17 protein-coding genes and 1 CRISPR repeat array are annotated in these 20,019 nt (G+C 71.7%); of the genes, 15 read left to right on the top strand and 2 right to left on the bottom strand.

Annotated elements, in window-relative coordinates:
* The first annotated feature begins 666 nt into the window (after window positions 1–666).
* The 8 genes from casA (at window position 667) to cas2e (ending at window position 10,131) form a co-directional block, all read left to right on the top strand.
* Window positions 667–5,307 carry a type I-E CRISPR-associated protein Cse1/CasA gene (casA, locus tag KCH_RS45710; RefSeq protein WP_244305752.1) on the top strand — a complete coding sequence of 1,547 codons (4,641 nt, stop codon included), beginning with the start codon at window positions 667–669 and terminating at the stop codon, window positions 5,305–5,307.
* Window positions 5,304–5,843, top strand: coding sequence for a type I-E CRISPR-associated protein Cse2/CasB (locus KCH_RS46355; RefSeq protein WP_051654106.1), 540 nt, complete (start codon window positions 5,304–5,306; stop codon window positions 5,841–5,843). The genes casA and KCH_RS46355 overlap by 4 nt, the downstream gene beginning before the upstream one ends.
* Complete coding sequence (casB, locus tag KCH_RS46350; protein WP_279635958.1) at window positions 5,756–6,088, top strand: type I-E CRISPR-associated protein Cse2/CasB; 333 nt, start codon at window positions 5,756–5,758, stop codon at window positions 6,086–6,088. Before KCH_RS46355 ends, casB begins: the two co-directional genes overlap by 88 nt.
* 79 nt (window positions 6,089–6,167) lie before the next feature.
* A complete protein-coding gene (gene cas7e, locus KCH_RS36020) occupies window positions 6,168–7,328 on the top strand; it encodes a type I-E CRISPR-associated protein Cas7/Cse4/CasC (protein ID WP_035875851.1) in 1,161 nt (386 codons plus the stop codon).
* Window positions 7,325–8,137, top strand: a complete 813-nt coding sequence (gene cas5e, locus KCH_RS36015) for a type I-E CRISPR-associated protein Cas5/CasD (protein ID WP_035875848.1) — start codon at window positions 7,325–7,327, stop codon at window positions 8,135–8,137. Before cas7e ends, cas5e begins: the two co-directional genes overlap by 4 nt.
* Complete coding sequence (cas6e, locus tag KCH_RS36010) at window positions 8,134–8,787, top strand: type I-E CRISPR-associated protein Cas6/Cse3/CasE (protein ID WP_035875845.1); 654 nt, start codon at window positions 8,134–8,136, stop codon at window positions 8,785–8,787. Before cas5e ends, cas6e begins: the two co-directional genes overlap by 4 nt.
* A gap of 68 nt (window positions 8,788–8,855) precedes the next feature.
* A complete protein-coding gene (cas1e, locus tag KCH_RS36005) occupies window positions 8,856–9,779 on the top strand; it encodes a type I-E CRISPR-associated endonuclease Cas1e (RefSeq protein WP_051654121.1) in 924 nt (307 codons plus the stop codon).
* A 31-nt stretch (window positions 9,780–9,810) separates the two neighbouring features.
* Complete coding sequence (gene cas2e, locus KCH_RS40620; protein WP_084224320.1) at window positions 9,811–10,131, top strand: type I-E CRISPR-associated endoribonuclease Cas2e; 321 nt, start codon at window positions 9,811–9,813, stop codon at window positions 10,129–10,131.
* A gap of 21 nt (window positions 10,132–10,152) precedes the next feature.
* A CRISPR array of direct repeats spans window positions 10,153–10,547; the repeat unit is 29 nt; unit sequence GTCCTCCCCGCGCGAGCGGGGGTCTGCCG.
* Between the two features lie 110 nt (window positions 10,548–10,657).
* Here the strand turns inward: cas2e and KCH_RS36000 are convergent.
* On the bottom strand, window positions 10,658–11,017 hold the full coding sequence (locus KCH_RS36000) for a hypothetical protein (RefSeq protein ID WP_157032485.1): 360 nt from the start codon (window positions 11,015–11,017) through the stop codon (window positions 10,658–10,660).
* Window positions 11,018–12,205: 1,188 nt separating this feature from the next.
* Between KCH_RS36000 and KCH_RS35995 the strand changes: the two genes are divergently transcribed.
* On the top strand, window positions 12,206–12,802 hold the full coding sequence (locus KCH_RS35995; RefSeq protein WP_035875824.1) for a helix-turn-helix domain-containing protein: 597 nt from the start codon (window positions 12,206–12,208) through the stop codon (window positions 12,800–12,802).
* Between the two features lie 10 nt (window positions 12,803–12,812).
* Window positions 12,813–13,220 (top strand): hypothetical protein, encoded by a 408-nt coding sequence (locus KCH_RS35990; RefSeq protein ID WP_051654104.1) that lies wholly within the window; start codon window positions 12,813–12,815, stop codon window positions 13,218–13,220.
* A 250-nt stretch (window positions 13,221–13,470) separates the two neighbouring features.
* On the opposite strand, the gene KCH_RS35985 is transcribed toward KCH_RS35990, so the two are convergent.
* Entirely contained in the window at window positions 13,471–13,767 is a 297-nt protein-coding gene (locus tag KCH_RS35985; RefSeq protein ID WP_035875823.1) for a hypothetical protein, read from the bottom strand.
* Window positions 13,768–14,276: 509 nt separating this feature from the next.
* On the opposite strand from KCH_RS35985, the gene KCH_RS35980 reads away from it, so the two are divergent.
* The 5 genes from KCH_RS35980 to KCH_RS45705 all read left to right on the top strand — a co-directional run bounded on the left by KCH_RS35980 (window position 14,277) and on the right by KCH_RS45705 (window position 18,093).
* Window positions 14,277–14,657, top strand: a complete 381-nt coding sequence (locus tag KCH_RS35980; protein ID WP_035875820.1) for a hypothetical protein — start codon at window positions 14,277–14,279, stop codon at window positions 14,655–14,657.
* A gap of 466 nt (window positions 14,658–15,123) precedes the next feature.
* Window positions 15,124–15,417 (top strand): hypothetical protein, encoded by a 294-nt coding sequence (locus tag KCH_RS35975; RefSeq protein ID WP_157032484.1) that lies wholly within the window; start codon window positions 15,124–15,126, stop codon window positions 15,415–15,417.
* A gap of 1,002 nt (window positions 15,418–16,419) precedes the next feature.
* The gene (locus KCH_RS35970; protein ID WP_157032483.1) at window positions 16,420–16,728 is read left to right on the top strand and encodes a hypothetical protein; all 309 of its coding nucleotides are present in this window, start codon (window positions 16,420–16,422) and stop codon (window positions 16,726–16,728) included.
* Between the two features lie 141 nt (window positions 16,729–16,869).
* Entirely contained in the window at window positions 16,870–17,109 is a 240-nt protein-coding gene (locus KCH_RS35965) for a hypothetical protein (protein ID WP_244305751.1), read from the top strand.
* Between the two features lie 429 nt (window positions 17,110–17,538).
* Window positions 17,539–18,093, top strand: a complete 555-nt coding sequence (locus KCH_RS45705; RefSeq protein WP_244305750.1) for a hypothetical protein — start codon at window positions 17,539–17,541, stop codon at window positions 18,091–18,093.
* Window positions 18,094–20,019 lie beyond the last annotated feature (1,926 nt).

The raw sequence follows: 20,019 nt of genomic DNA, 5'->3' as shown, positions 1-20,019 counted from the left end.
GTGGCAGACGGCGAAATGAAAGTGGTGCCACCGTTTGACGTGGCCTGCTAGTGATTGCTCGCCTGGGGCGGCTGTGTCATCGCTGGAACTGGTGATGGCCGCTCGGGCCGGTGCATTGAAGGCGCTACGGGAAATATGATTGGGGATAGTCGGATGGCTGCCGGGTCCGGCTTTGCTTGCGTCTTCGACGTGATCCTGGCTTTAAAGAAGGAAGGGTCGCGCTATTGCGTGCAGCAGGTGAGGCGACCCTTCCTTCCCGTCGAGGTGGCTTCCCGCTGGGGATGGTTGAGTTGGCTTACAGCTTCTCGATCATCTCCAGCAGGTAGTAGGCGATCATCAGTGCCGTCTTGACGGTCTCCGAGATCTTCCCAGCCACTCTGACGATGCGCCGCAGGCTACCCATTGGCGACTCCCTTGTTGTTCCGAGATTTTCCACCAAGGTTTTCCCAGGTGTCCTCTGCGGGGCCCGCAGCGGGTTTTCGTGGAACGGGAGCAGGGGCAGTTTAGGCGTCGAAAAAATCGATCTACTTTTCGATCGAATGCTTTATCTAAAATCGATCGGGAGTCGAAAGCCTCAAGCGTCCGAAGGTGGCGCTTTCTGACGCTTTTTGATCGGATCGCCCGATCGGCTCACAGATTGTCAGTGGCCTCTGATAACCCATCTGCATGAGCAACACTTCTGGGGCCGGCCCGTTCTGCGGCATCGACACTGTGCTGTGGGGGAAAGAGAACGGTCTCGACAGGGCGTATCCGCTGATCTGCCACCTGTTGGACACCGCAGCGGTCGCGGGCGCGCTGTGGGACCAGGTTCTCGGCAGCGGCACGCGGGCTCGCCTTGCCGAGGAGTTGGGGGCCGACGAGGCCGAGGCGCGCCGGTCGGTGATGGTGTGGGCCGGGTTGCACGACATCGGGAAGATCACCCCCTCGTTCCAGGCGCTGGTTGACGCGGAGTTCGCGAAGCTCGCGTCCGACCCCCGCTACGCGGAGCCCTCGAGCCCGGAGTACGTGCGGCACGAGGCGGCGACGCACTGGGGCCTGGTGGACCTGCTGAAGGTGTGGGGCTACCCGGCCGAGGGACGCCGGATGCGGTCGTGGACGGCGCACCAGGCGGCGCAGCTGCTCGGTGGTCATCACGGCTGCTTCGAGCGGGCGCTGCTGCGCAAGGAGCTGGACCACCCGTCGGCGTACCTGCCCGGGCTGGGGACGGCAGAGCGCTGGGCGGAGCAGCGGGCGGCGCACGCGGAGGCGGTGCGGGGGATCGTCGGCGGCAGTGCGGTGCCGAGGGGCGGGCTGTCGGGGTGGGCGGCGGTGGTGGTGCTGGGTCTGGTGGTGGTGGCGGACTGGTTGGTGAGCCAGGTCGGGGTGATCGAGGGTCGGATTCCGGTCGAGGGGTGGGTGGCGGACGAGGGGGCGTTGCGGGCGCACTACGACGTGGCGGTTTCCGGTGCGACGGGCTGGGTGGCGGAGGCCGGTCTGGGGCGGGCGGTGTTCCCCGCTCGGGCGATCGAGGAGATGTTCGACTTCGAGACGGCGAATCCTCTGCAGCGCAGCCTGGCGAAGGAGTTGCCGGCGCTGGTGTCGGGGCCGGGTCTGGTGCTGGTGACGGCGCCGACGGGTGACGGCAAGAGTGAGGCGGCGTTGTTCGCGGCGTCGGAGTTGGCGCGGGTTTCGGGGTCCGGGGGGCTGTACTTCGCGTTGCCGACGATGGCGACGGCGGATGCGATGTTCGGGCGGGTGCGGAAGTTCGCCGACGACAACCTTGAAGGTGCGCTCGGGTTGATGCCGGTGCACGGGATGGCGCGGCTCAGTCCGCTGTTCAAGCCGGCGCAGGGGGCGGGGGAGGGCGAGGAGGTTCGGGAGAGCCGGGGAATCTCCTCGCAGGAGGGCACATCGACGGAGGCCGCGCAGTGGTTGTGGGCGGGCCGGCGGGGGCTGTTGGCGCCGTTGGCGGTGGGGACGGTCGATCAGGCGCTGACCGGGGTGTTGCCGGTGCGGTACGGGTTTCTGCGGCTGTTCGGGTTGGCGAGCAAGGTGGTGGTCGTCGACGAGGCGCATGCGTACGGGCCGTGGATGCACAGCCTGCTGGTGCGGCTGCTGGAGTGGCTGGGGGCGTTGCGGGCGCCGGTGGTGCTGCTGTCGGCGACGTTGACGGGGCGTTCGGCGTCGTCGCTGGTGGAGGCGTACCGGCGCGGGGCGGGGTTCGAGGACCGGGCGGTGGTCGAGCCGTGCTATCCGGGTTGGTTGTTCGTGGACGCGGCCACGGGGTGGGTGAGCAAGCCGCGGGCGGTGGAGAGTGACCGGGCGCGGGAGCTGGTGGTGGAGCGGCGGCCGGTGCGGTGGGACGTGCACGAGGACGGTGTGCCGGCGGCGGGGTCGCGGCGGGCGGCGTTGGTGGAGCTGGTGGCGCCGGTGGTGGACGGCGGCGGGTGCGTGCTGGTGTGCTGCACGACCGTGGAGGAGGCGCAGCGGACGTTCTTGTTCCTGCGGGAGGCGTTTTCGGGGTTGGCGGGGAGTGCGGGGGGGTTGCGGCTGCTGCATTCGCGGTTTCCGGCGTTCGAGCGGGAGCGGATCTCGGGGGAGTGCGAGGAGGCGTTCGGGAAGGGGAGCGGTGGGGGGGTGAGGGCGGGTTCGGTGTTGGTGGCGACGCAGGTGGTGGAGCAGTCGCTGGATCTGGACTTCGATCTGGTGGTGTCGGATTTGGCGCCGTTGGCGCAGTTGCTGCAGCGGGCGGGGCGGGGGTGGCGGCACAAGCGCGGTGAGCGGCCGGGGTGGGTGGGCGGGCGGCTGCGGCTGGTGGTGCTGGAGCCGGTGGGGGATCACGGCGGGGTGCGGGTGCCTGGGTCGTGGGGGTCGGTGTACGACGCGTCGTTGCTGGTGCGGACGAGCACGCTGCTGGCGGGTTTGGGCGGACGGGCGGTGGCGGTGCCGGGGGACGTGCAGGGGTTGGTCGATGCGGTGTACGAGGACGACTTCGGGCGGCGGTTGGAGGAGTCGGCGCGGCGGGAGTTCGAGCGGTGGGACGTGCGGCGCGAGGCGGGGGAGTTGGCGGAGGCGCAGCTCGCGGATCTGGTGCGGATTCCGGCGCCGGGGGATGTGGACGGTGACTGGTCGGTGCTGACGGATGCTCCTGAGGGGGTGTCGGAGGAGTTGCTGGCGACGCGGTTGGGGGCGGAGACGGCGCGGGTGGTGTTCGTGTATGCGCGGTCGGGGGGTGGGGTGAGTTTGGATCGCGAGGGGCGGGTGCGGGTGCCGGGCTGGTCGCGGGGCCGGGGCGTCGGGCGGGCGGATGCGGTCGAGGTGCTGCGGCATTCGGTGCCGCTGCCGGCCGGTTGGGTGGTAGGGGAGTCGGAGGGCGATGGGCTCGCGGGGCCTTGGGCGAGGACGGCGATGCTCAAGGGCCTGCGGGTGGTGGTGCTGCGCGAGGACCGGGAGGGCCGGTGGGTCGGTCGGGTCGGCGGTCAGGAACTGCAGTTGTCCGATGTCGGGGTGACGCGGGGTTGGAGGGTCGACGAGCCTCAGCGGTTGGCGGTCCCGGTCGTCCCGGACGAGTTGCCGGCTGGTGTGGCAGCTGCGCCTGCGGCCGAGGAGCCGCCGCCGGCTGCTGCTGAGGTGGCGTCCCGGGACGGCGCCGCAGGACCAGAAGTGCCCAAGGACCGCTCGGCATCGCGGCGGGAGCCGGTGGTCGGCGGAAAGCAGAGAAGGGGAAGGGCTGTGACGGTGTCCGATGCGCCGGCGGTGTTCAACCTGGTCGACGAGCCGTGGATCCCGGTGCGGTGGTGTGCGGGCCTGCCGCCGCTCGCGGAGGGCGGGGAGCGTCCCGGCGCGGTGGGTCTGCGGCGGCTGCTGGTGGACGCGCACGAGATCGAGGAGATCGCCGTCGGCCTGCCGCCGGCTCTGGCCGGGCTGTACCGGGTGCTGGTGGCGATCACGGCGCGGGTGACGGGCCTGGACGAGCGCGGGCCGGGACTGTGGGGGGCGCGGCGCGAGCGGGTCCAGGACGGCGGGCGGTTCGATGCGGAGGCCGTCGGCGCCTATCTCGACCGGTATTGGCACCGGTTCGACGTGTTCGACCCGGTGCGGCCGTTCCTGCAGGACCCGCGGCTGGCGCAGCAGTGCGACGCGTCGAACACGGCGGGGGTGGACAAGCTGGTGACGACCAGGCCGTCGGGCAACAACCATGCCTGGTTCGAGCACGTGGCGGCGGGCGCGCCGGTGCTTCCGGGGACGGCCGAGGCGGTTCTGCACCTGCTGGTGTGGCACTACTTCGGGCCGTCGGGCCGGTGCTCGAGCCGGACGGTCGGCGGGGTGAAGGCCGCGGACGCGAAGGCCGGGCCGCTGCGCAGCACCCTGTCGTACCACCCGCAGGGGGAGAGCCTGTTCGAGACGCTGCTGGCGAATCTGGTGCAGCCGGGCGGGCAGGTGCGGCGGGAGGAGGACCTGTGCCCGTGGGAGCAGGCGGAGTTGAACGACCCGCTGGGGGTGCCGGCGCGGGTGCAGGGGCCGTGTTCGTCGTTGACGGGGCGTTCGCAGCATGCGCTGCTGCTGGTGCCGGACGGGGACGGGCGGCGGGTGCGGGATGCGTTCATCACGTGGGCGTGGCGGGAGAAGGTCGCGCGGGAGGGTGATCCGTATCTGATCTGGCAGCTCTCCAAGGAGGGGAACTCCTATCCGCGGCCGGCGGATTCGGGTAGGGCGTTGTGGCGGGATGTGGACGCGCTGCTGCTGAGTGAGCTGCCGGGGGAGAGTCGTCCGCGGCGTCCGGAGGTGTTCCGGACGGCGCCGGAGGTCTCGGAGTGGCTGCGGGTGCGGGCGCTGGGGTTCGAGCAGGACGGCCAGGCGAAGGACGTCCAGTTCGTCGACGCGTCGACGCCGCCCGTGCTGGGGCTGTCGGAGCGTCGGTCGCCGGAGTCCGCCGTGCTGGTGAGCAAGTTGCGGGCGGTCGGAGAGATGTACGGGCGGCGGCTGGAGTTGGCGGTGAAGAGGGCGTGGCAGCAGTTCACCGACGCCCCGAAGTTGAAGGACTGCGCGTGGGCGGTGGACGCGGGTGCGCGGTACTGGCCGGCTGCGGAGGCGGAGTTCTGGGACCGGTTCGGGAGGCGGGACTTCGACGGCGCGGGCGCGGTGTTCCGGCGGCTGGCGGAGGAGGCGTTCGAGGCGGTGACCGCGCGGGCGGTGGTGTCGGTGCGGGGCGCGCGGGCCTGTGAGGCGGCGCGGATCGAGTTGTACGGCGGCCGGCGCAAGAGCGTCCCGGCGCCGGCGGCGGGCGGCTCTGCCCGCCGGAGTGCGAGCAAGGAGGTGGCGAGGTGAGCGAAGCGGTGACGGTGGTCGAGCAGGAACCGCCGGGGACGCCGGCGGGCGGCGTTCCCGCGCAGCGGGGCGGCCGCCGGCCGAGGAGGCCGGAGGCGGCGTTCACGGCGTGGGTGGAGCAGCGGTGTGCGGCGGATCCGGGGGTGCGGTCGGCGCTGCGGCGCGGGGCGGGCAAGGGCCTGGATCGGGTGCCGTCGATGCACCGGTTCGTGGCGCGGTGGCTTCCGGCCGGTGCCGGCGACGAGGTGCAGCGGGCGTACTACACGGTGGCGGCGATGATCGCCGCGCAGCGGCGCAGCCAGTACACGGTGCCGGCGGGCGCAGCGGGCGGGGTCGTGGAGGCCGAGCCGTCCGGGGCTGGCGGGGCTGGCGGGGCGGTCGGGGACGCCGGGGACGCGCCGCAGGGTGCCGCCGTGGCGGGGCCGGACGACGGGGCGCCGGAAGCGCGATGGCTGTCGCGGCAGAGCTTGGGGCGGTCGTTCGCGCAGGCGGTCGCGTCCGGGGGCTGCGGGAGAGTTCGGCGGAAACGCGGCTGAACCTGCTGTCGCGGCAGAGCGTGGACGGCCTGCACCGGCATCTGCCGGGCGCGGTGCGGCAGTTGCGGGAGGCCGGCGCGCCGGTGGACTGGGCGCAGTTGCTGGGGGATCTGGCCGGCTGGCGCCAGTACGGGGGCGAGGTGAAGCGGCGCTGGCTGCAGGACTTCTACCGCGAGCGGCACCGGTCGGGTGTGCGGGCGGCGCGGGAGGCGGACGACGCGGAAGGCGCCGGCGGCGACATGTAGCAGGTGCGGGGCCGGGCGTCGCCCGCCGGGTGGCGCCCATTCAGTTCGGGTTCATGACAGGAATTTTGAGGAGAAGAGCATGGTGGCGAAGTCGAACACGGGCGCGCGGTTCGTGGACGTGCACGTGGTGCAGAGCGTGCCGTTCGCGAACCTGAACCGCGACGACAACAACTCGGTGAAGACGGTCGCCTACGGCGGGACCGAGCGGACCCGGGTCAGCAGCCAGTCGTGGAAGCGCGCGGCCCGCACCTACTTCCAGGAGAAGATGGGGGACGCGGCGCTGCGCACGCGGCGGATCGGAGAGCGGGTGGCGCGGCTGCTGGAGGAGGAGCGGGGCTGGCCGGATGCGCTGGCGGCGCGGGCGGGGCAGCACGTGGCGGCGGGCAGCAGCATCAAGTTCGAGGTCGACGATGACAGCGCGGCGGTGACGACGAACGCCATGGTGTACGTCCCGCACGGCGCGGTGGCGGAACTCGCGGATCTGGCCGGGGAGTTCCGGGCCGCGCTGGAGGCGGCGAAGGACATCAAGAAGCCGAGCGACAAGAGCGTGCTGCCCAAGGATCGGGTGGACGGGGTGCTGCGGTCGCGCAACGGGGTGATCAACCTGTTCGGTCGGATGCTGGCGGAGGTCGACGACGCGGGCGTGGACGGGGCGGTGCAGGTCGCGCACGCGCTGACCACCCACGGCACCGACATCGAGTTGGATTACTTCTCGGCCGTCGACGACGTGACCGACGTCTGGAACGACAGCACGGGCAGTGCGCACATGGGGCACGCCGAGTTCTCCGCCGGCGTCTTCTACCGTTTCGCGACGATCGACCTGAAGGAGCTCGCGGACAACCTCGGCGGCGACCTGGCCGCCGCGCGCGAGCTGGCGGCCGGCTTCCTGGAGGCCTTCGTCCTGTCGCTGCCGCAGGCGAAGAAGACCGCGACCGCGCCGCACACCATCCCCGACCTCGTGCACATCGCGGTGCGCTCGGACCGGCCGCTGTCCTTCGCCGCCGCGTTCGAGAAGCCGGTCCGCGCCGGCCAGCAGGGCGGCTACTCCGAACCCTCCCGCAACGCCCTGGCCGAGTACGCGGCGGCCGCGAACGCGCTGCTGGGCAACCGCGGCGTGGTGGCGGCCGGCTGGGCCGGAGTCGACCCGAAGAACCCGAAGGAACTGGGCGAGCGTGCCGCATCCTTCCCCGCCCTGATCGCCGCCGCCATCGCCGCCGCCTACCCGCAGGCGGACCGGTGAGCAGTGAGGCGGGCCTGCTGCTGAGGCTGGCGGGCCCGCTGCAGTCCTGGGGCGAGCGCAGCAAGTTCAACGAACGCGACACCGCGCCCTTCCCCACCCGCTCCGGAGTGATCGGCCTGCTCGCCGGCGCGCTCGGCCGCCGGCGCGGCGAGGACATCGGCGACCTGGCCCGGCTGTCGCTGACGGTGCGCGCCGACCGGCCGGGGGTGCTGCTGCGCGACCTGCACACCGTCGGCGGAGGACTGCCCGCCCGGCACACCGTCACCACCGCCGAGGGCAAGAAGCGCCCCGCCGCCGCGGCGACACTGCTCTCCCACCGCCACTACCTCGCCGACGCCGTGTTCACCGTGGCGCTCACCGGCCCCGCAGACCTCCTCCAGACGTGCGCCGCGGCGCTGCGCGAGCCGTTCTGGCCGCCCTACCTCGGCCGGCGCTCCTGCCCACCCGAAGGACCACTGCTGCTGGGCGAGTTCGACGACGTCCACCGCCACCTGCTGGACCTGCCGCTGGCCCGCACCCGCAGGGGAGCGGCCGGCACGGTGCCGGTGGTCTTCCACAGCGACCGGCCCCTCACCCACCTCGCCCCCGCCGCAGCGGACACCGACAGCGGCAGCGAGCCGGCCGGCCAGGTCAACGACCAGCCGCTCAACTTCCACCCCCACCGCCGCGCCTACCAGAGCCGCGCCCGCTACCAGCGCACCCTGCACCTGCCCGCCGACCGCTGCCACGGCCTGGGCGCCGACTACCTCAAGGCCCTCGCCGCCTACCTCGCCCCCCACCCGACCCGTCCCGAAGGCACGCCGGCATGACCCTGTGGCTGACCCGCATCATCCCCGACCAGCGCCACCGCGACGTCCACCGCGACGGCGACGACGCCGTCAAACTCCACCACAGGATCATGTCGCTGTTCCCCGACGACATCCCCAGCACCGAACCCCGCCGCCACCTCGGCATCCTCTTCCGCACCGAGACCAGCCACGACGGCGACCGGATCCTGCTGCAGAGCAACCGCGAACCCGACCTCACCCAACTCCCCGCCGGCTACGGCACCACGGCCGCCAAACCCCTCACCCCGCTCCTCGACGCCCTGCGCAAAGGCCTGCCCGTGCGCTACCGCATCGCCGCCAACGCCGTCCGCAAGCCCGGCGCCACCACCCGCGCCCTCTACAACCTCCCGGAAGTCGTCCCCCTGACCGGCCCTCACGCCGACGAATGGTGGACCCGCCAGGCCGAAGCCGCCGGCCTCGCCCTCGCCACCCTGCACTCGACCCCCCTGGACGCCGCCACTGGCAACCGCCACGACAAGCAGCGCGTCCAGCACGCCCGCACCCTCTTCGAAGGAACCGCCCACATCACCGACCCCAACCTCCTACGCACCCGCATCCGCGAAGGCATCGGCCGCGGCAAGGCCTACGGCTGCGGCATGCTCAGCATCGCCCCCCACCGGGAAACGCGGTGACGCCCCCGCGCCCACGCTCCGGCAGCCCGGCCGGCGCCCGGCGCAAACTCGCCGCACCCACCGTGGCGATGCTGCCCCGCATCGCCGACTCCCTGTCCTTCCTCTACCTGGACATCGTGCGGATCGTCCAGGACGACACCGGCGTCTGCGCCGAGATCACCACCGCCCAGCGCGGCACCGAAACCCTCTACCTCCCCACCGCCGCCCTCAGCTGCGCCCTGCTCGGACCCGGCACCTCCATCACCGCCCGCGCCCTGGCCACCCTCGCCCGCCACGGCACCACCGTCGTCATCGCCGGCTCCGGCGGCGTCCGCTGCTACGCCGCCACCCTCCCCGAATCCCTCAGCACCACCTGGCTCGAACGCCAAGCCCGCGCCTGGACCGACGACCGGCAGCGGATGGCCATCGCCATCGCCATGTACCGCCAGCGCTTCGGCAACACCGAGATGCCCACCGACATCAACCTCGACAAGCTCCGCGGCATGGAAGGCCAACGCATCAAAGCCCACTACCGCCTGCTCGCCCAGCAACACCGCATCGGACGCTTCCGCCGCAACTACGACCCCGACTCCTGGGACACCCAGGACCCCGTCAACCTGGCCCTGTCCGCCGCCAACACCTGCCTCTACGGCATCGTCCACGCCGCGATCCTCGCCCTCGGCTGCTCACCCGCCCTCGGCTTCGTCCACAACGGCAACCAGCAGGCCTTCGTCTACGACATCGCCGACCTCTACAAAGCCGAACTGACCATCCCGCTGGCCTTCTCCCTCCACTCCTCCACCGAACCGGAAGCCGAAGCCCGACGCGGGTTCAGAGAAGGGCTCCGCCTCTTCAAACTCCTGCCAAGGATCGTCACCGACGTCCAACGCCTGCTCGCACCCGGCGCCGACATCGCCGCCCCGGACCCTGACGAGCAGCTCGTCGACCTCTGGGACCCGGTCGTCGGAGTAGTCCCCGGCGGCGTCAACTACTCCGCCGGGGAAGGCCCGTGAACCGTCCACAGCCCGCAGGCAAGGAGCCGCTGTGGCGTCCCTGACCGTCCTGTCGATGACCGCCGTCCCGGACCACCTACGAGGGGCCCTGACACGATGGCTGCTGGAAGTCACACCCCAGCTGTACGTCGGAACCATCTCCGCCAAAGTCCGCGAAGAACTCTGGGCATCCGTCAGCAACTGCATCGCAGACGGAGTAGCCGTCCTCGTCCACCCCGCCGCCAACGAACAGGGCTTCGCACTGCGGACAGCAGGAACCCAACGACGCCAGCCCGTCGACTTCGACGGACTGCTGCTCATCGCCCAGGCACGGCCAACTGCACCAGAAAGTCAAGAAATCGCAAAGCCCTAGAGAAAGCGCAGTTCAGAAAGGGTCCTCCCCGCGCGAGCGGGGGTCTGCCGCTTCGACCGGTGAGGATGCTCGCCCACTCGATGTCCTCCCCGCGCGAGCGGGGGTCTGCCGCTGCGCCCGCACGGTGGCATTGACCTGACTGGGTCCTCCCCGCGCGAGCGGGGGTCTGCCGGACGCATGCCTGCCCCCGACGACCTGACCGTTGTCCTCCCCGCGCGAGCGGGGGTCTGCCGGCCTGGGCCCAGGATGCCGGCATCCGCCCTGAGTCCTCCCCGCGCGAGCGGGGGTCTGCCGCAGGCGGCGATCGCGTCGCGGATCTGTGCGGAGTCCTCCCCGCGCGAGCGGGGGTCTGCCTACACGGCGACCTGGGTGGCCCAGATGAAGCCCGTCCTCCCCGCGCGAGCGGGGGTCTGCCGCCGCACGCCATGGCCCGGATCGTCCTCGCCGACCAGCCGCGCCCGCACCCGTTCGGCGACGGGCCCGGTGCCAGTCAGCAACTCGACCGTGGCGCTGGCGTCGATCACGATCACCGCGACCCGCCCTGCTGTTTCTCCGCCCAGGCCTCCAGCAGATCGGCCATCGTCAGATCCTCGGGCAGGCCGGCCAGTTGTTCCGGGGCCGCGGCACCGGATTCTGCCAGAACCGCGCGAACTGACCGGAACGCCCAGACGACATCCGCCGCCCCGGCGTCGGGCTGCGCCACGGCGCGGAGCTCCTGCAGAAGTGCATCGAGCCGGCTCTCCAGCCGGGTGAGGTAGGTGGGCAAGGCCTCGGCCTGGCTTTCCGCGCGGACGTCCTGGAGGGCTTCGTCGATCTGGTCGCTGGTGGGGCGGCGGCTCGCGGACCGGGCTCGTTCGGCGATCCGCTCAAGGTCGGTGGCCTCCATGGGCCTGGGGCCCAGGTGCGCGGGGGCGAGCAGGTGGAGCAGGGCGGCCGGGACGACCGCGGCAACGGGCCTGCCGTAGCGGGTGATGGCGGTGACCCGGCCGGTGTGCTCGGCCGGCCCCCGTAGGTCCTGCGCACCACGGTGTTCAGCAGCCAGTCGGAGTTGTGGCCGCCCGATTCGGCCAGACACACGCCGTTCCCTCGGTCTAGAACTCTCGGAGGAAGCAGTGCAGGCTGTGGTCGAGCAGGGGCCGACCTGCTCCTCGATCCCGAAGACCAGCTGGCTGCCACCGGTTGATAGGCGGGATGGCCGTGGATCTGACCGTAGGAACAACGGGGCCACGGGGCGACCCCTCCGCCGGAGCTGGCGCAGCCGAACTGCGGATCGTTCCACTCCGCCCCGGTGGTTCTGACCATGGGGTGTACCGGTTCAGGAGGGGCTGAGCTCACGACCCAGAGCAGGGTGGTGCTCAGGTCGCCACCTGTAGACAGATGGCGAGGTTCGACCTAAGTGCGGGTCAGTGGGGGGTGGCCCGGCTGTGGTTGCTGTCGGCCAATCCCGCTGTGACGCAAGGTTCATGAAGCAGCGTGGTTGCTGTGATCGATGGGCGTTGGCGGATGAACCTGCGGGTCCTCAGTGGTTGGCGGGACACCCGCAGTGCTCAGGGTCGGGGGCAGCCTCGCCTCTTTAGTAAGAGCCCACAGGCGATAAATGGGGTCTGACCTGCTGGTTTGTAAAGGCCAGTGTCTGGTCCTACCGGACACTGGGGTGCTCGAAGTGCCCCGTGGGCGGGGACAGCAGGGCAGAAGAGTTGCGGGCAGCTGAAAGTTTTCCACAGGGTGGGCATGTGATGCTGCTGTCGCGCTCGGAGGTGGAGTGTCCCGGATCCAGGACACTTGCGGTTCAAGTGTCCGCGATTCGCTACAGAAACTTGCGACTATCAGCAAGTCTTCTTGCGGTCGACGCCAACTTCGAGCCGGCCGGGAAGCTCTGGCTGTATGCCAGGAACGATCGGCGGCAAAACTTGCGCCTATCCGCAAGGAAGCCGCCAACCCGGCTGCCTCGCCCACACCAATCAGAGTCCGGTGTCGGGTCCCGTGAACAAGAGTTGCGACTCGCCGCATCAAAACTTCGAGCCGTCCGCAAGTTCCGCTAGTGTCATGCCGACAATCCGTTCCAGGAGGCACTGTGCGAGCAGAACGACGGACCGGTCCCGCCGGCGCAACACCCAAGCCCCGGCCGGTCCGATCCGCAGCCGAGCCCGAGCTCGTCAGCCTGCTCGACCGCTTCGGCGAACAGCTCGCGATGGACATCGCCACGCAGCCCGCCGCCGCCGCCGTCGACGAAGTCACCGTCAAATTCCGCCCCCGCCGCGCCGCCCACGACATGGCCGGCTCCATGGGCTATTCCCTGACCAGCAACTGGTTCCTCGCCAAAGTCCTGGCCAGGTGCATCGTCGCGCACCGCCTCAGCCCCGTCGAGGTCGCCGTCCTGCTCCACATGATGGGCTCCCAGAACCGAGGCCAGATCAACCAGACCCAGGTCGAGATGGCGAACGAACTCGGCGTCGCCCGCAGCAGCGTCAACTCCGCCATCGGCAGGCTCTGCGAACTCAACTACATCCGCCGGCACAAGAAGCGCGGCCAGTACGACGTCAACCCCCGCCTGTGCTTCCGCGGCAACGGCGACGAGCAGAACGGCGTCCTCGCCCTGGTCCGGGCGGAGAAGCTCGCCTCCGAGTTCCCCGATACGATCGGGCCCGACGACTTCGCCCGCGAAAGCTGAGGAGGACCCCATGGAGATCACCCCCTCCGGCGTGCTCGGCATGATCCCCCGCCTGAAGCTGACGCCCTCCGCGATCGCCGTACTCGGCATCATGTCCGAACTGCAGCAGCCCGGCGGAGAAGTCCGCCACAGCCAGGTCGAGATGGCCGAACGACTCGGCCTCGCCGAATCCGCCGTTAGCCGAGGCATGAAGTGCCTCGTCGATCGGCACCTCGTCATCCGCAGCGGCGACGGCCGCGGCCACAACTACCGCCTGCACCCCTTCATCGCCAAGTACAGCTCCCAGTCCCAGATGGAGGCCGCGCTCCGCGAAGCGGCGCTCGATGTTCGCGAGGGTCGGCTCCCCGACATCGCGGCCCCGCTCTACCGGAAGCAGCCGCCCCGTTCGACCGGGCGCCCCAACCTCGTCGCTGTTTAGAGGTTCTGTCACTCCCTCCGCATGGGGCGCCAGAAGCCCCGCCCGTGGATCGCCGTGGTGAGCGTGTGGTTGAGTTCGCAGAGCGACCGCTGACAGGCAACCAGTTGCCCAGGCACGCCGCACCAGGTCGTCGACGGCGGCCGCCGTCGCGATCGGGAAGTTCACCCTTGGGCAACAAGGTCCGTCCGGCCAGCGACCACCGTAGAGTGCGGGTGCCCCGCCGTGAGCAGCACGGCGGGGCACTGTCGTGTCAGCGACTCTTGCGGGAGTGCGGAATGGCGATTGTGGCTGCCTGCTCGCCGGCGTAGTAGATCGCAGGCTGGGCTTCCTCGGGGTATTCGCTGTGGACGAGGTTGTCGAGGGTGTTGCGGGCTGCTTCGATGCGGTCCATGGCCTGCTTGAGTGCGCGGTACGGGGCACCTTCGGGGCCGCTGCGGGGGTAGGCGTTTGCGAGGTCAACGCCTCGGTGGAGGAGCTCGTTGCGGATGCCGGTGAGGACGGACCCGAGTTCGAGGTGTTCTTCGAGGGTGAGGCGGGGCTTGGTCACGGGGGCGGCTCCTGTCCGTTGGGGTTGTCGTAGTAGGTAACCCGGGATGGTTAACGAGCCGTGGGGGTGTAAGGCCCGGGCCTGACGGGAGCCGGTCTTGGTGGTGGTGACGAAAGCCGGTTGCAGGTGTTCGAGTGGCGGCGCCAGCCTGATCGGGTGGCCTCGCGTGCGCGATGCCACACCTGGCCCCGTGGCCGTCTCCTCGTCCATGTTCGGCTCATTCCCGGTACGACCTGCAGGGGGATCGGGCTCGCCGGGCTACAGGGACGGCTCGGTGAGCCCGATCCGAGGACCTGTAGGTCCCGCTCGCGGGAGGCCGGCCCCGACTGCACCGCGACGCCGGCGACGCCCTCGACGCGATCTACCGCGACGCGCAGGAGGCCGACCGCCCCGCCGCACCTGCCGACCGGGCGTCGAACGGCCGGCCTCAGGCCCCCGCCCCGGCCCGGACCCGCCGTCCTGCCGGTCCCGACCACGCCGTCCCCGGCGCCGGCACCGCCGGGGACGCTGTGCCGCACCTGCCCTACGACCTCGCGCTCGGCCGCCCCACCCGCTGGACGCCGCCCACCGAGCGAGGCCTCGGCGCCCCCGGCCGCTCGTACACCCTCGGCGGCGGCCTGGTCCACCTCACCTGGCCCGACTTCCCCGGCGTCCAGGGCCTCGAGCGGCACGGCCGCCTCGCCGGCTGGGTGGAGGAGTGGGACGTCGCGGCCGGCACCTGGAGCACCCTGGTCGACGGCTGCCAGGTCATCGACGCGGCCGACAACCAGGTGCTGCTGTCCGCCAACGCCGCCGACGCCCTCGAACTCCTGCGCCTGGCCCTGGAACGGCGCGCCGCCGGACAACTGCCCGCTCCCGACGCCGACTCCGAGCCCGGCAGGACAACCTGATCCCCGCGCCGCCGGCATCGGGCTGGCTCGTACATCGGGACCGAGCAGGTCGGCGGTCACCACCGCCATCGGCACCTCGACCGTCTCCAGCTGCAGCAGTCGCGCCAGGTGCGAGGAGTTTGCGCGGCGCCTGGGACGACGTTCCGTTCCTCGGCGGCGTCGTTGCCTACTGCGTAGACCCGACGCTGTAGCCGGGCGGGCCCAGTCGTCGGTCGAAGAATTCTCCGCGCCGGTAGTTCCGCAGGATTGTTCGGCGTAAAAACGCCAGAAGGAATTCGAAGGACGATTCGAGTGCCACCAGAGGGATTCACGCCGCCGGTCGGTCGATTTCGGAGCAGTCCGTTTCCGGCGTCGCTCGCTATCGTTGGCAGGGCATGATTTCCTGCATTCACATCGGCGGGCGGAAACTGCCCGTCGCTCACACCGCCGCCGCCCTCCCAAGCGGGGAGGCGGCGACGTGAGTGACGTGTTCGCGGAGCAGCGGCGTGTGGACCGCTCTGCTGCCGAGCGGGTCCGGCGCGACGCCGCGAACCTGGCGGCCTCGATCACCGCGGCGCTGCGTGTCCTGGACGCCGCCGGGCCGGAGGCCGACGTCGGGGCCGGCCTCGATGCGCTCGCCTCTGCGCTGGCGCCGGTGCGGCCGGATTTCCCGGCCGCGTACTACCCGCTCGGTGAGGCGGCGGCCCGCGCGGCGGGTGTCGCCGCCGACCTCGGCCGGGCCGCCTCGGCGTCACGGCGCCGCGCGGTCGGGCCGTCTTGATGCCGGGGCGGCGCCTGGGCTCGCGGGAGCGGGCGCCGGCGGAGGAGCTGCTCGCCGCCGACGACGACAGCGGACAGGCGGACCAGGACGGCGCTCTGGCCGTCCCCGTGCAGCGCCGGGCCCGGGCGGTGCAGCACGCGCAGCGCGAAGCGCAGCACGATGCGCACGCCGTGCAGCACATTGCGCAGCAGCCGGACGCGGTGCAGCAGCCGGTGCCCGCCGCCCGCCGGGCGGCACCGTCCCACCTCGCGCCTACGATGCCGATCATGGGAACTGACGCGCGAGTCATCGAGGAGACGGGCAGCGCCGCGGAGCAGCCGCGCTGCAAGGTGTGCGGCACGCCGATCAGGGGGGACGGCCCCGGGCAGCGTCCGGCCTACTGCGGCCGGGCCTGCTCCTCCAAGGCGTACCGCGCCCGCACCCGGGACAAGCAGGCCGCCGCCCTCGCCGCCACCAACCTTGATGCCTCGCGCGAGCCACTGGACAGCGAGGCGGCGCAGCAGATCGCCGACCTCGGCGCGCTCGTCGACCGTGCAGCTCGCGGCCTCGCCCAGACCCTGGACCAGGGGGTCGGCCCGGACGTCGGCGCGCAGACCGGCCGGATGCTGCTGCGCCTGCCACTGTCCGGTCTGGAGCGCGCGGCGGAGGAGCTGCTGGCCCGCGCGCGCACCGCCGTGCAGCAGGCGCAGGCCGCGTTCGAGCGGGAACTCGATGCCTCCCGGGAGGCACCAAGTCAGGCTGTCCGGACGCCCGTCCAGGGGGCGGAGCGGGCGCCGGCCGAAGCGGCCCGCCCGCTCGACCGGGCTGCTGCGGCGGCCGCCCCGCCCCGACCTCTGGATGCCTCCCGCGACGCATCAGGGGGGGCAGCACGATGCCTCCCGCGATGTATCGCGTTCGGGACCCAATGCCTCCCGCGACGCATCACCGGGACGGAACGAAGCCTCCCGCGACGCATCACCCGCGCTGCCCGGGCCCGCCGCGCGGCCGGACCCGCTCGCCGTGGTGCCGGTCGACCAGCGCCGCCTCGGTCCGACCACCTTCGCCACCCTGCTGCCGGAGATCGGCCCCGGCTGGGAGATCCGCGGCTGGATCGACCAGGACGACGTGTGCCTGGTCGCCCGCGACGACCGGCTCGTCGGCTGGACCGAGGCCGCCCGCGACAGCCTCGGCGGCTGGATCGCCTTCGTCGGGTTCGGCGAGCCGCTCACCTACCTGGTCGACACCCAGGACCGCCCCATCCGGCACCCCGACGCCCGCACCGCCACCCGCAGCATCGCCCTGGCCCTGCGTCAGGATTCGACCCGCACCTGACCCCACCGACGATCGGGTTCTGTCCAGGGGAAACGCCCGATTGTCCAGGGGAAACGCGGCACCCGCCGGGCCTGTCCATCGCGGCGCGGCCGGTGCCGGCCACCTGCCCCGCCCGGCACCGACCAGCACCGAGGAGAGACCGTGTCCCGTCCCGAGATCACGCCCGGCCAGATCTACACGACCTGCCGGGGCGGCGCGACCAGCACCTACCCCGAGACCGTGATCGTGCGCGCCCTCGACGTCGACGCCCGGACGGTCGAGGCCACCGGCGAGGCCAGCAGCGTGCGCCACACCATCCCCGCCTCGTACTTCCACGCCACCGCGACCACCGCGGCCGGCAAGCCCCGCCGCACCGGCTACTACCTGACCGGCACCCTCTGACCACCCCGCCCCCGGCCCACCGGGCGCGCAAACGTCGATGCCGGGCCCGGACGGTGCTGGGACACCTGTCCCAGCACCGTCCCACGCTGCCCCACTATGTCCGTTTTGCTGGGACGAACCTGGGACTGTCCCACCCCATTTCCCCTGGTGGGAGTGCTGCGTGCCCGGTCTGGGACAGGCCTGCGAGCGGGGCGTGGCTTCTTGTCCTCGGACGGGTGACCTTGACGGTTTGCCATCCGATCTTGACCACCGGCAAGTTCCTGCCAGCTGGTCTTGATCGGTGGGCGGTGGTTGTCACCGCTACTACGTACGGTGGTGCCGGTTTGCCGACCTTCGGGATGAGCTTCACCGGGCCGCCGGGCACGGGGGCCGGGCGGGAGGTCCGAGGGGCCGATCGGCGCGAGCGACCGTCCGAGGAAGGAGTGCGCGATGTTCGGTGCCTGGCAGGTTGTCGAGGAGGACGACCGGGTCCGGTGGGAGTTCGACCCGCTCAAAAGCGTGGGTCCGCTGCGGTTCGGCATGTCGTACGAGGACGTGCTGGAGACACTCGACGGGTTCCTGGAACCCTCGTGCGCCAGCACGCGCCACTACGGCCAGGTGCTGAGCGACGAGTTCTACCTTCCGCGCTCGTCGAACGACTCGGTGCTCACGCTCTACTACGACGCCGAACGCCTGGCCTGTGTGGTCGTCAACGCGTTGCGGGGTCCGCAGGTCACCCTGGACGGGCTGCCCCTGGTCGGCCGGGTGCCGTCCGAACTCGAAAGCGACTTCGCCGCGTACACGGCCGCCCGCGGACACGAACTGCGCTACAGCCAGGACACGTCTCCGGGCTCGGACACGCTCGGGGTGGTCCTGCGTGCCCAGCGTGCCGGGGACGTCGTACTGAGCCGACCCGTGTTCGTCGCCCCGATGTGGGCGGAGCGCTGCGGCGACGTCTCGGAGGGCCCGGTCCCCAGAGCGGAATGGGACGGCGGGCACTGGTGAAGGACGCAGGCGGCTGTCCGGCACGGGCGAGAGCCGCACCAGACCGTCAAGATCGCCTGGCAATCGGTCAAGGTCGCGTGTCAGAGGACACCTGCCCGCCCCGGCCGCCAGCGTCCGCCAGGACGCCCTGCAGGGCCCTCCGCGCCCCTTTCCCGCCCCCGGCCCCGCTCCGACCCTGCCGAAGCCGTACAGCGGCTCTCCCGGCCCCGCTCCGGCCCGCTGCGCCGGTTCCGATGGTGGTTCCGATGGCGGTTCCGACGGTGGTTCCGATGGCGCTCCCCCTTCTCGGCGCTCGGCCACCTCGTCCGCCCAGGTCAAAGGGTTGGAGGAGCACGCCCCGAAGGTCTGGCATCCCTCTGTGCGGCCTGCTGTTGGTGGTGGGTGGCGGTGGAGCCGGTCGGGATCGGCGGCGCTGCGCGGGCTGTTCTTCGGCGCCTGCGGCTGGCCGACGGCGACGGCCGGGCCGCCACCGGGCCCGCGTGCTCGACGGCCCGGCCGTCGCCGGCCCGGTCGAAGCCGCGGTAGTGGTCCCGACGTAGGTCCTGGCCTGGGTCCTGCCCCAGGTCCTGACGCAGGTCCTGACGCCAGTCCCCCAGGTCCGGCGGAAGGCTGGCATACGTGCAGCTCAGAGGCCCATCCAAGGTCCCGGAAATTCCGACATCCCTGTCCCTGGCCCCTCTTCCTGCTGTGGTGGTGGGTGGGCGGTGGTGGCCGGTCGGGATCGGCGGTGCTGCGCGGGCTGGTGGTTGGCGCCTGCGGCTGGCGGCGACGGCCAGGCCGACGCGCGCGGGTTCGGCCACGGGCCGGCCGGGCCGCCTGTGTCTTGTGGGCCCGCGGGCCGGGGTTGCTACTGGGGGTTGCTACTGGCGGTTGCTACTGGCGGTTGCTACTGGCGGTTGCTACTGGCGGTTGCTACTGGCGGTTGCTACTGGCGGTTGCTACTGGCGGTTGCTACTCGCGGTTGCTACTGGGGGTTGCTACTGGCGGTTGCCCCAGCCCCGCCGCCCGGACCGGCATCAGCCCAGGTCAGCGCCCGCTTGTCCACTGTCCATCGGCGCCGACTACTTCTCCCTGGCCACCTCCGGTGCCGGGCGAAGCCCCCGAGCAGCAGGACAGGCGCAGCACCAGGCGGAACGGGAGTCGACCACCTGCTGCGCGCGCCGGCCGAGCCGGGTTCTCCACCGCCCGGCCGGGCGGATCGCCAGCGGCCGGCAGGCCGCCCCGGCCGCTGCGCAGCCGCCCGCCCGGCCCGGGCCGCCCGGGTGCCCGGTGGGGCCGGACCACGACGACGACCAGGCCGTCGAGCACCTGGTCGGTCTTGAGACGGGCTGCTCACCGGCGCTCGGCCTCTTCTCCTGCGGCCGGCCGACGGCGACGGCCGGGCCGTCGAGCACGCGCCCGCCGGCGCGTCCGCCGGCGGGCCGAGGGCCGGTTTCGTATCGGGTTTCGCATCTGGTTTCGTCTCTGGTTTCGCACCTGGTTTCGTCTCTGGTTTCGACTAGAGGCACCCCCTCCCGCTGCGCCCGGCGCGTTTGTGCAGGTCAGGCCCGGCAAGTTTGCGCAGGTCGGTGCCGACTTACCTCTGGGAGCCCCGACCGACCGACGAAGGAGGGGAGGGAGGGGTGGGCGTGGAGCGTCCGTCGGTTCGGGGGCGCTGCGCTGTGCTGTTCGTTTCCTCGGCCGGCGGGGCCGGTCCCAACGTCGGCGGGCTGTCGCGGTGGGGTGTCGTGTGGGGGCGCGACAGGGGTGCTGTGGTGCCCTGTGAGCTGGGTGGAGGGTTGTGGATCCCTGTGCCGGGGTCGGGCGTGACAGGTGGCCCGTCCTGGCCTGTCTCCGGCCGTTCAGGGCCGGGCTGCCTGGTGGTCGGTTTGGTCGGGGGTGGTGCCGGCCTTGCCGGTGACGTCGTGGTGCTGGGGCGTCGTGGCG

The organism is Kitasatospora cheerisanensis KCTC 2395, assembly GCF_000696185.1.
Taxonomy (GTDB): Bacteria; Actinomycetota; Actinomycetes; order Streptomycetales; family Streptomycetaceae; genus Kitasatospora; species Kitasatospora cheerisanensis.
The sequence above is the reverse complement of the archived record's forward strand: the minus strand, read 5'-3'. Positions and strand labels throughout refer to the sequence as shown.

Bases quoted from the DNA above. Each gene is read 5' to 3' on its own strand.
- casA (WP_244305752.1), top strand. From the start codon at position 667: ATGAGCAACACTTCTGGGGCCGGCCCGTTCTGCGGCATCGACACTGTG.
- casB (WP_279635958.1), top strand. From the start codon at position 5,756: ATGGCTGTCGCGGCAGAGCTTGGGGCGGTCGTTCGCGCAGGCGGTCGC.
- cas7e (WP_035875851.1), top strand. From the start codon at position 6,168: ATGGTGGCGAAGTCGAACACGGGCGCGCGGTTCGTGGACGTGCACGTG.
- cas6e (WP_035875845.1), top strand. From the start codon at position 8,134: ATGACCCTGTGGCTGACCCGCATCATCCCCGACCAGCGCCACCGCGAC.
- cas1e (WP_051654121.1), top strand. From the start codon at position 8,856: ATGCTGCCCCGCATCGCCGACTCCCTGTCCTTCCTCTACCTGGACATC.
- KCH_RS36000 (WP_157032485.1), bottom strand. From the start codon at position 11,017: ATGGAGGCCACCGACCTTGAGCGGATCGCCGAACGAGCCCGGTCCGCG.
- KCH_RS35990 (WP_051654104.1), top strand. From the start codon at position 12,813: ATGGAGATCACCCCCTCCGGCGTGCTCGGCATGATCCCCCGCCTGAAG.
- KCH_RS45705 (WP_244305750.1), top strand. From the start codon at position 17,539: ATGTTCGGTGCCTGGCAGGTTGTCGAGGAGGACGACCGGGTCCGGTGG.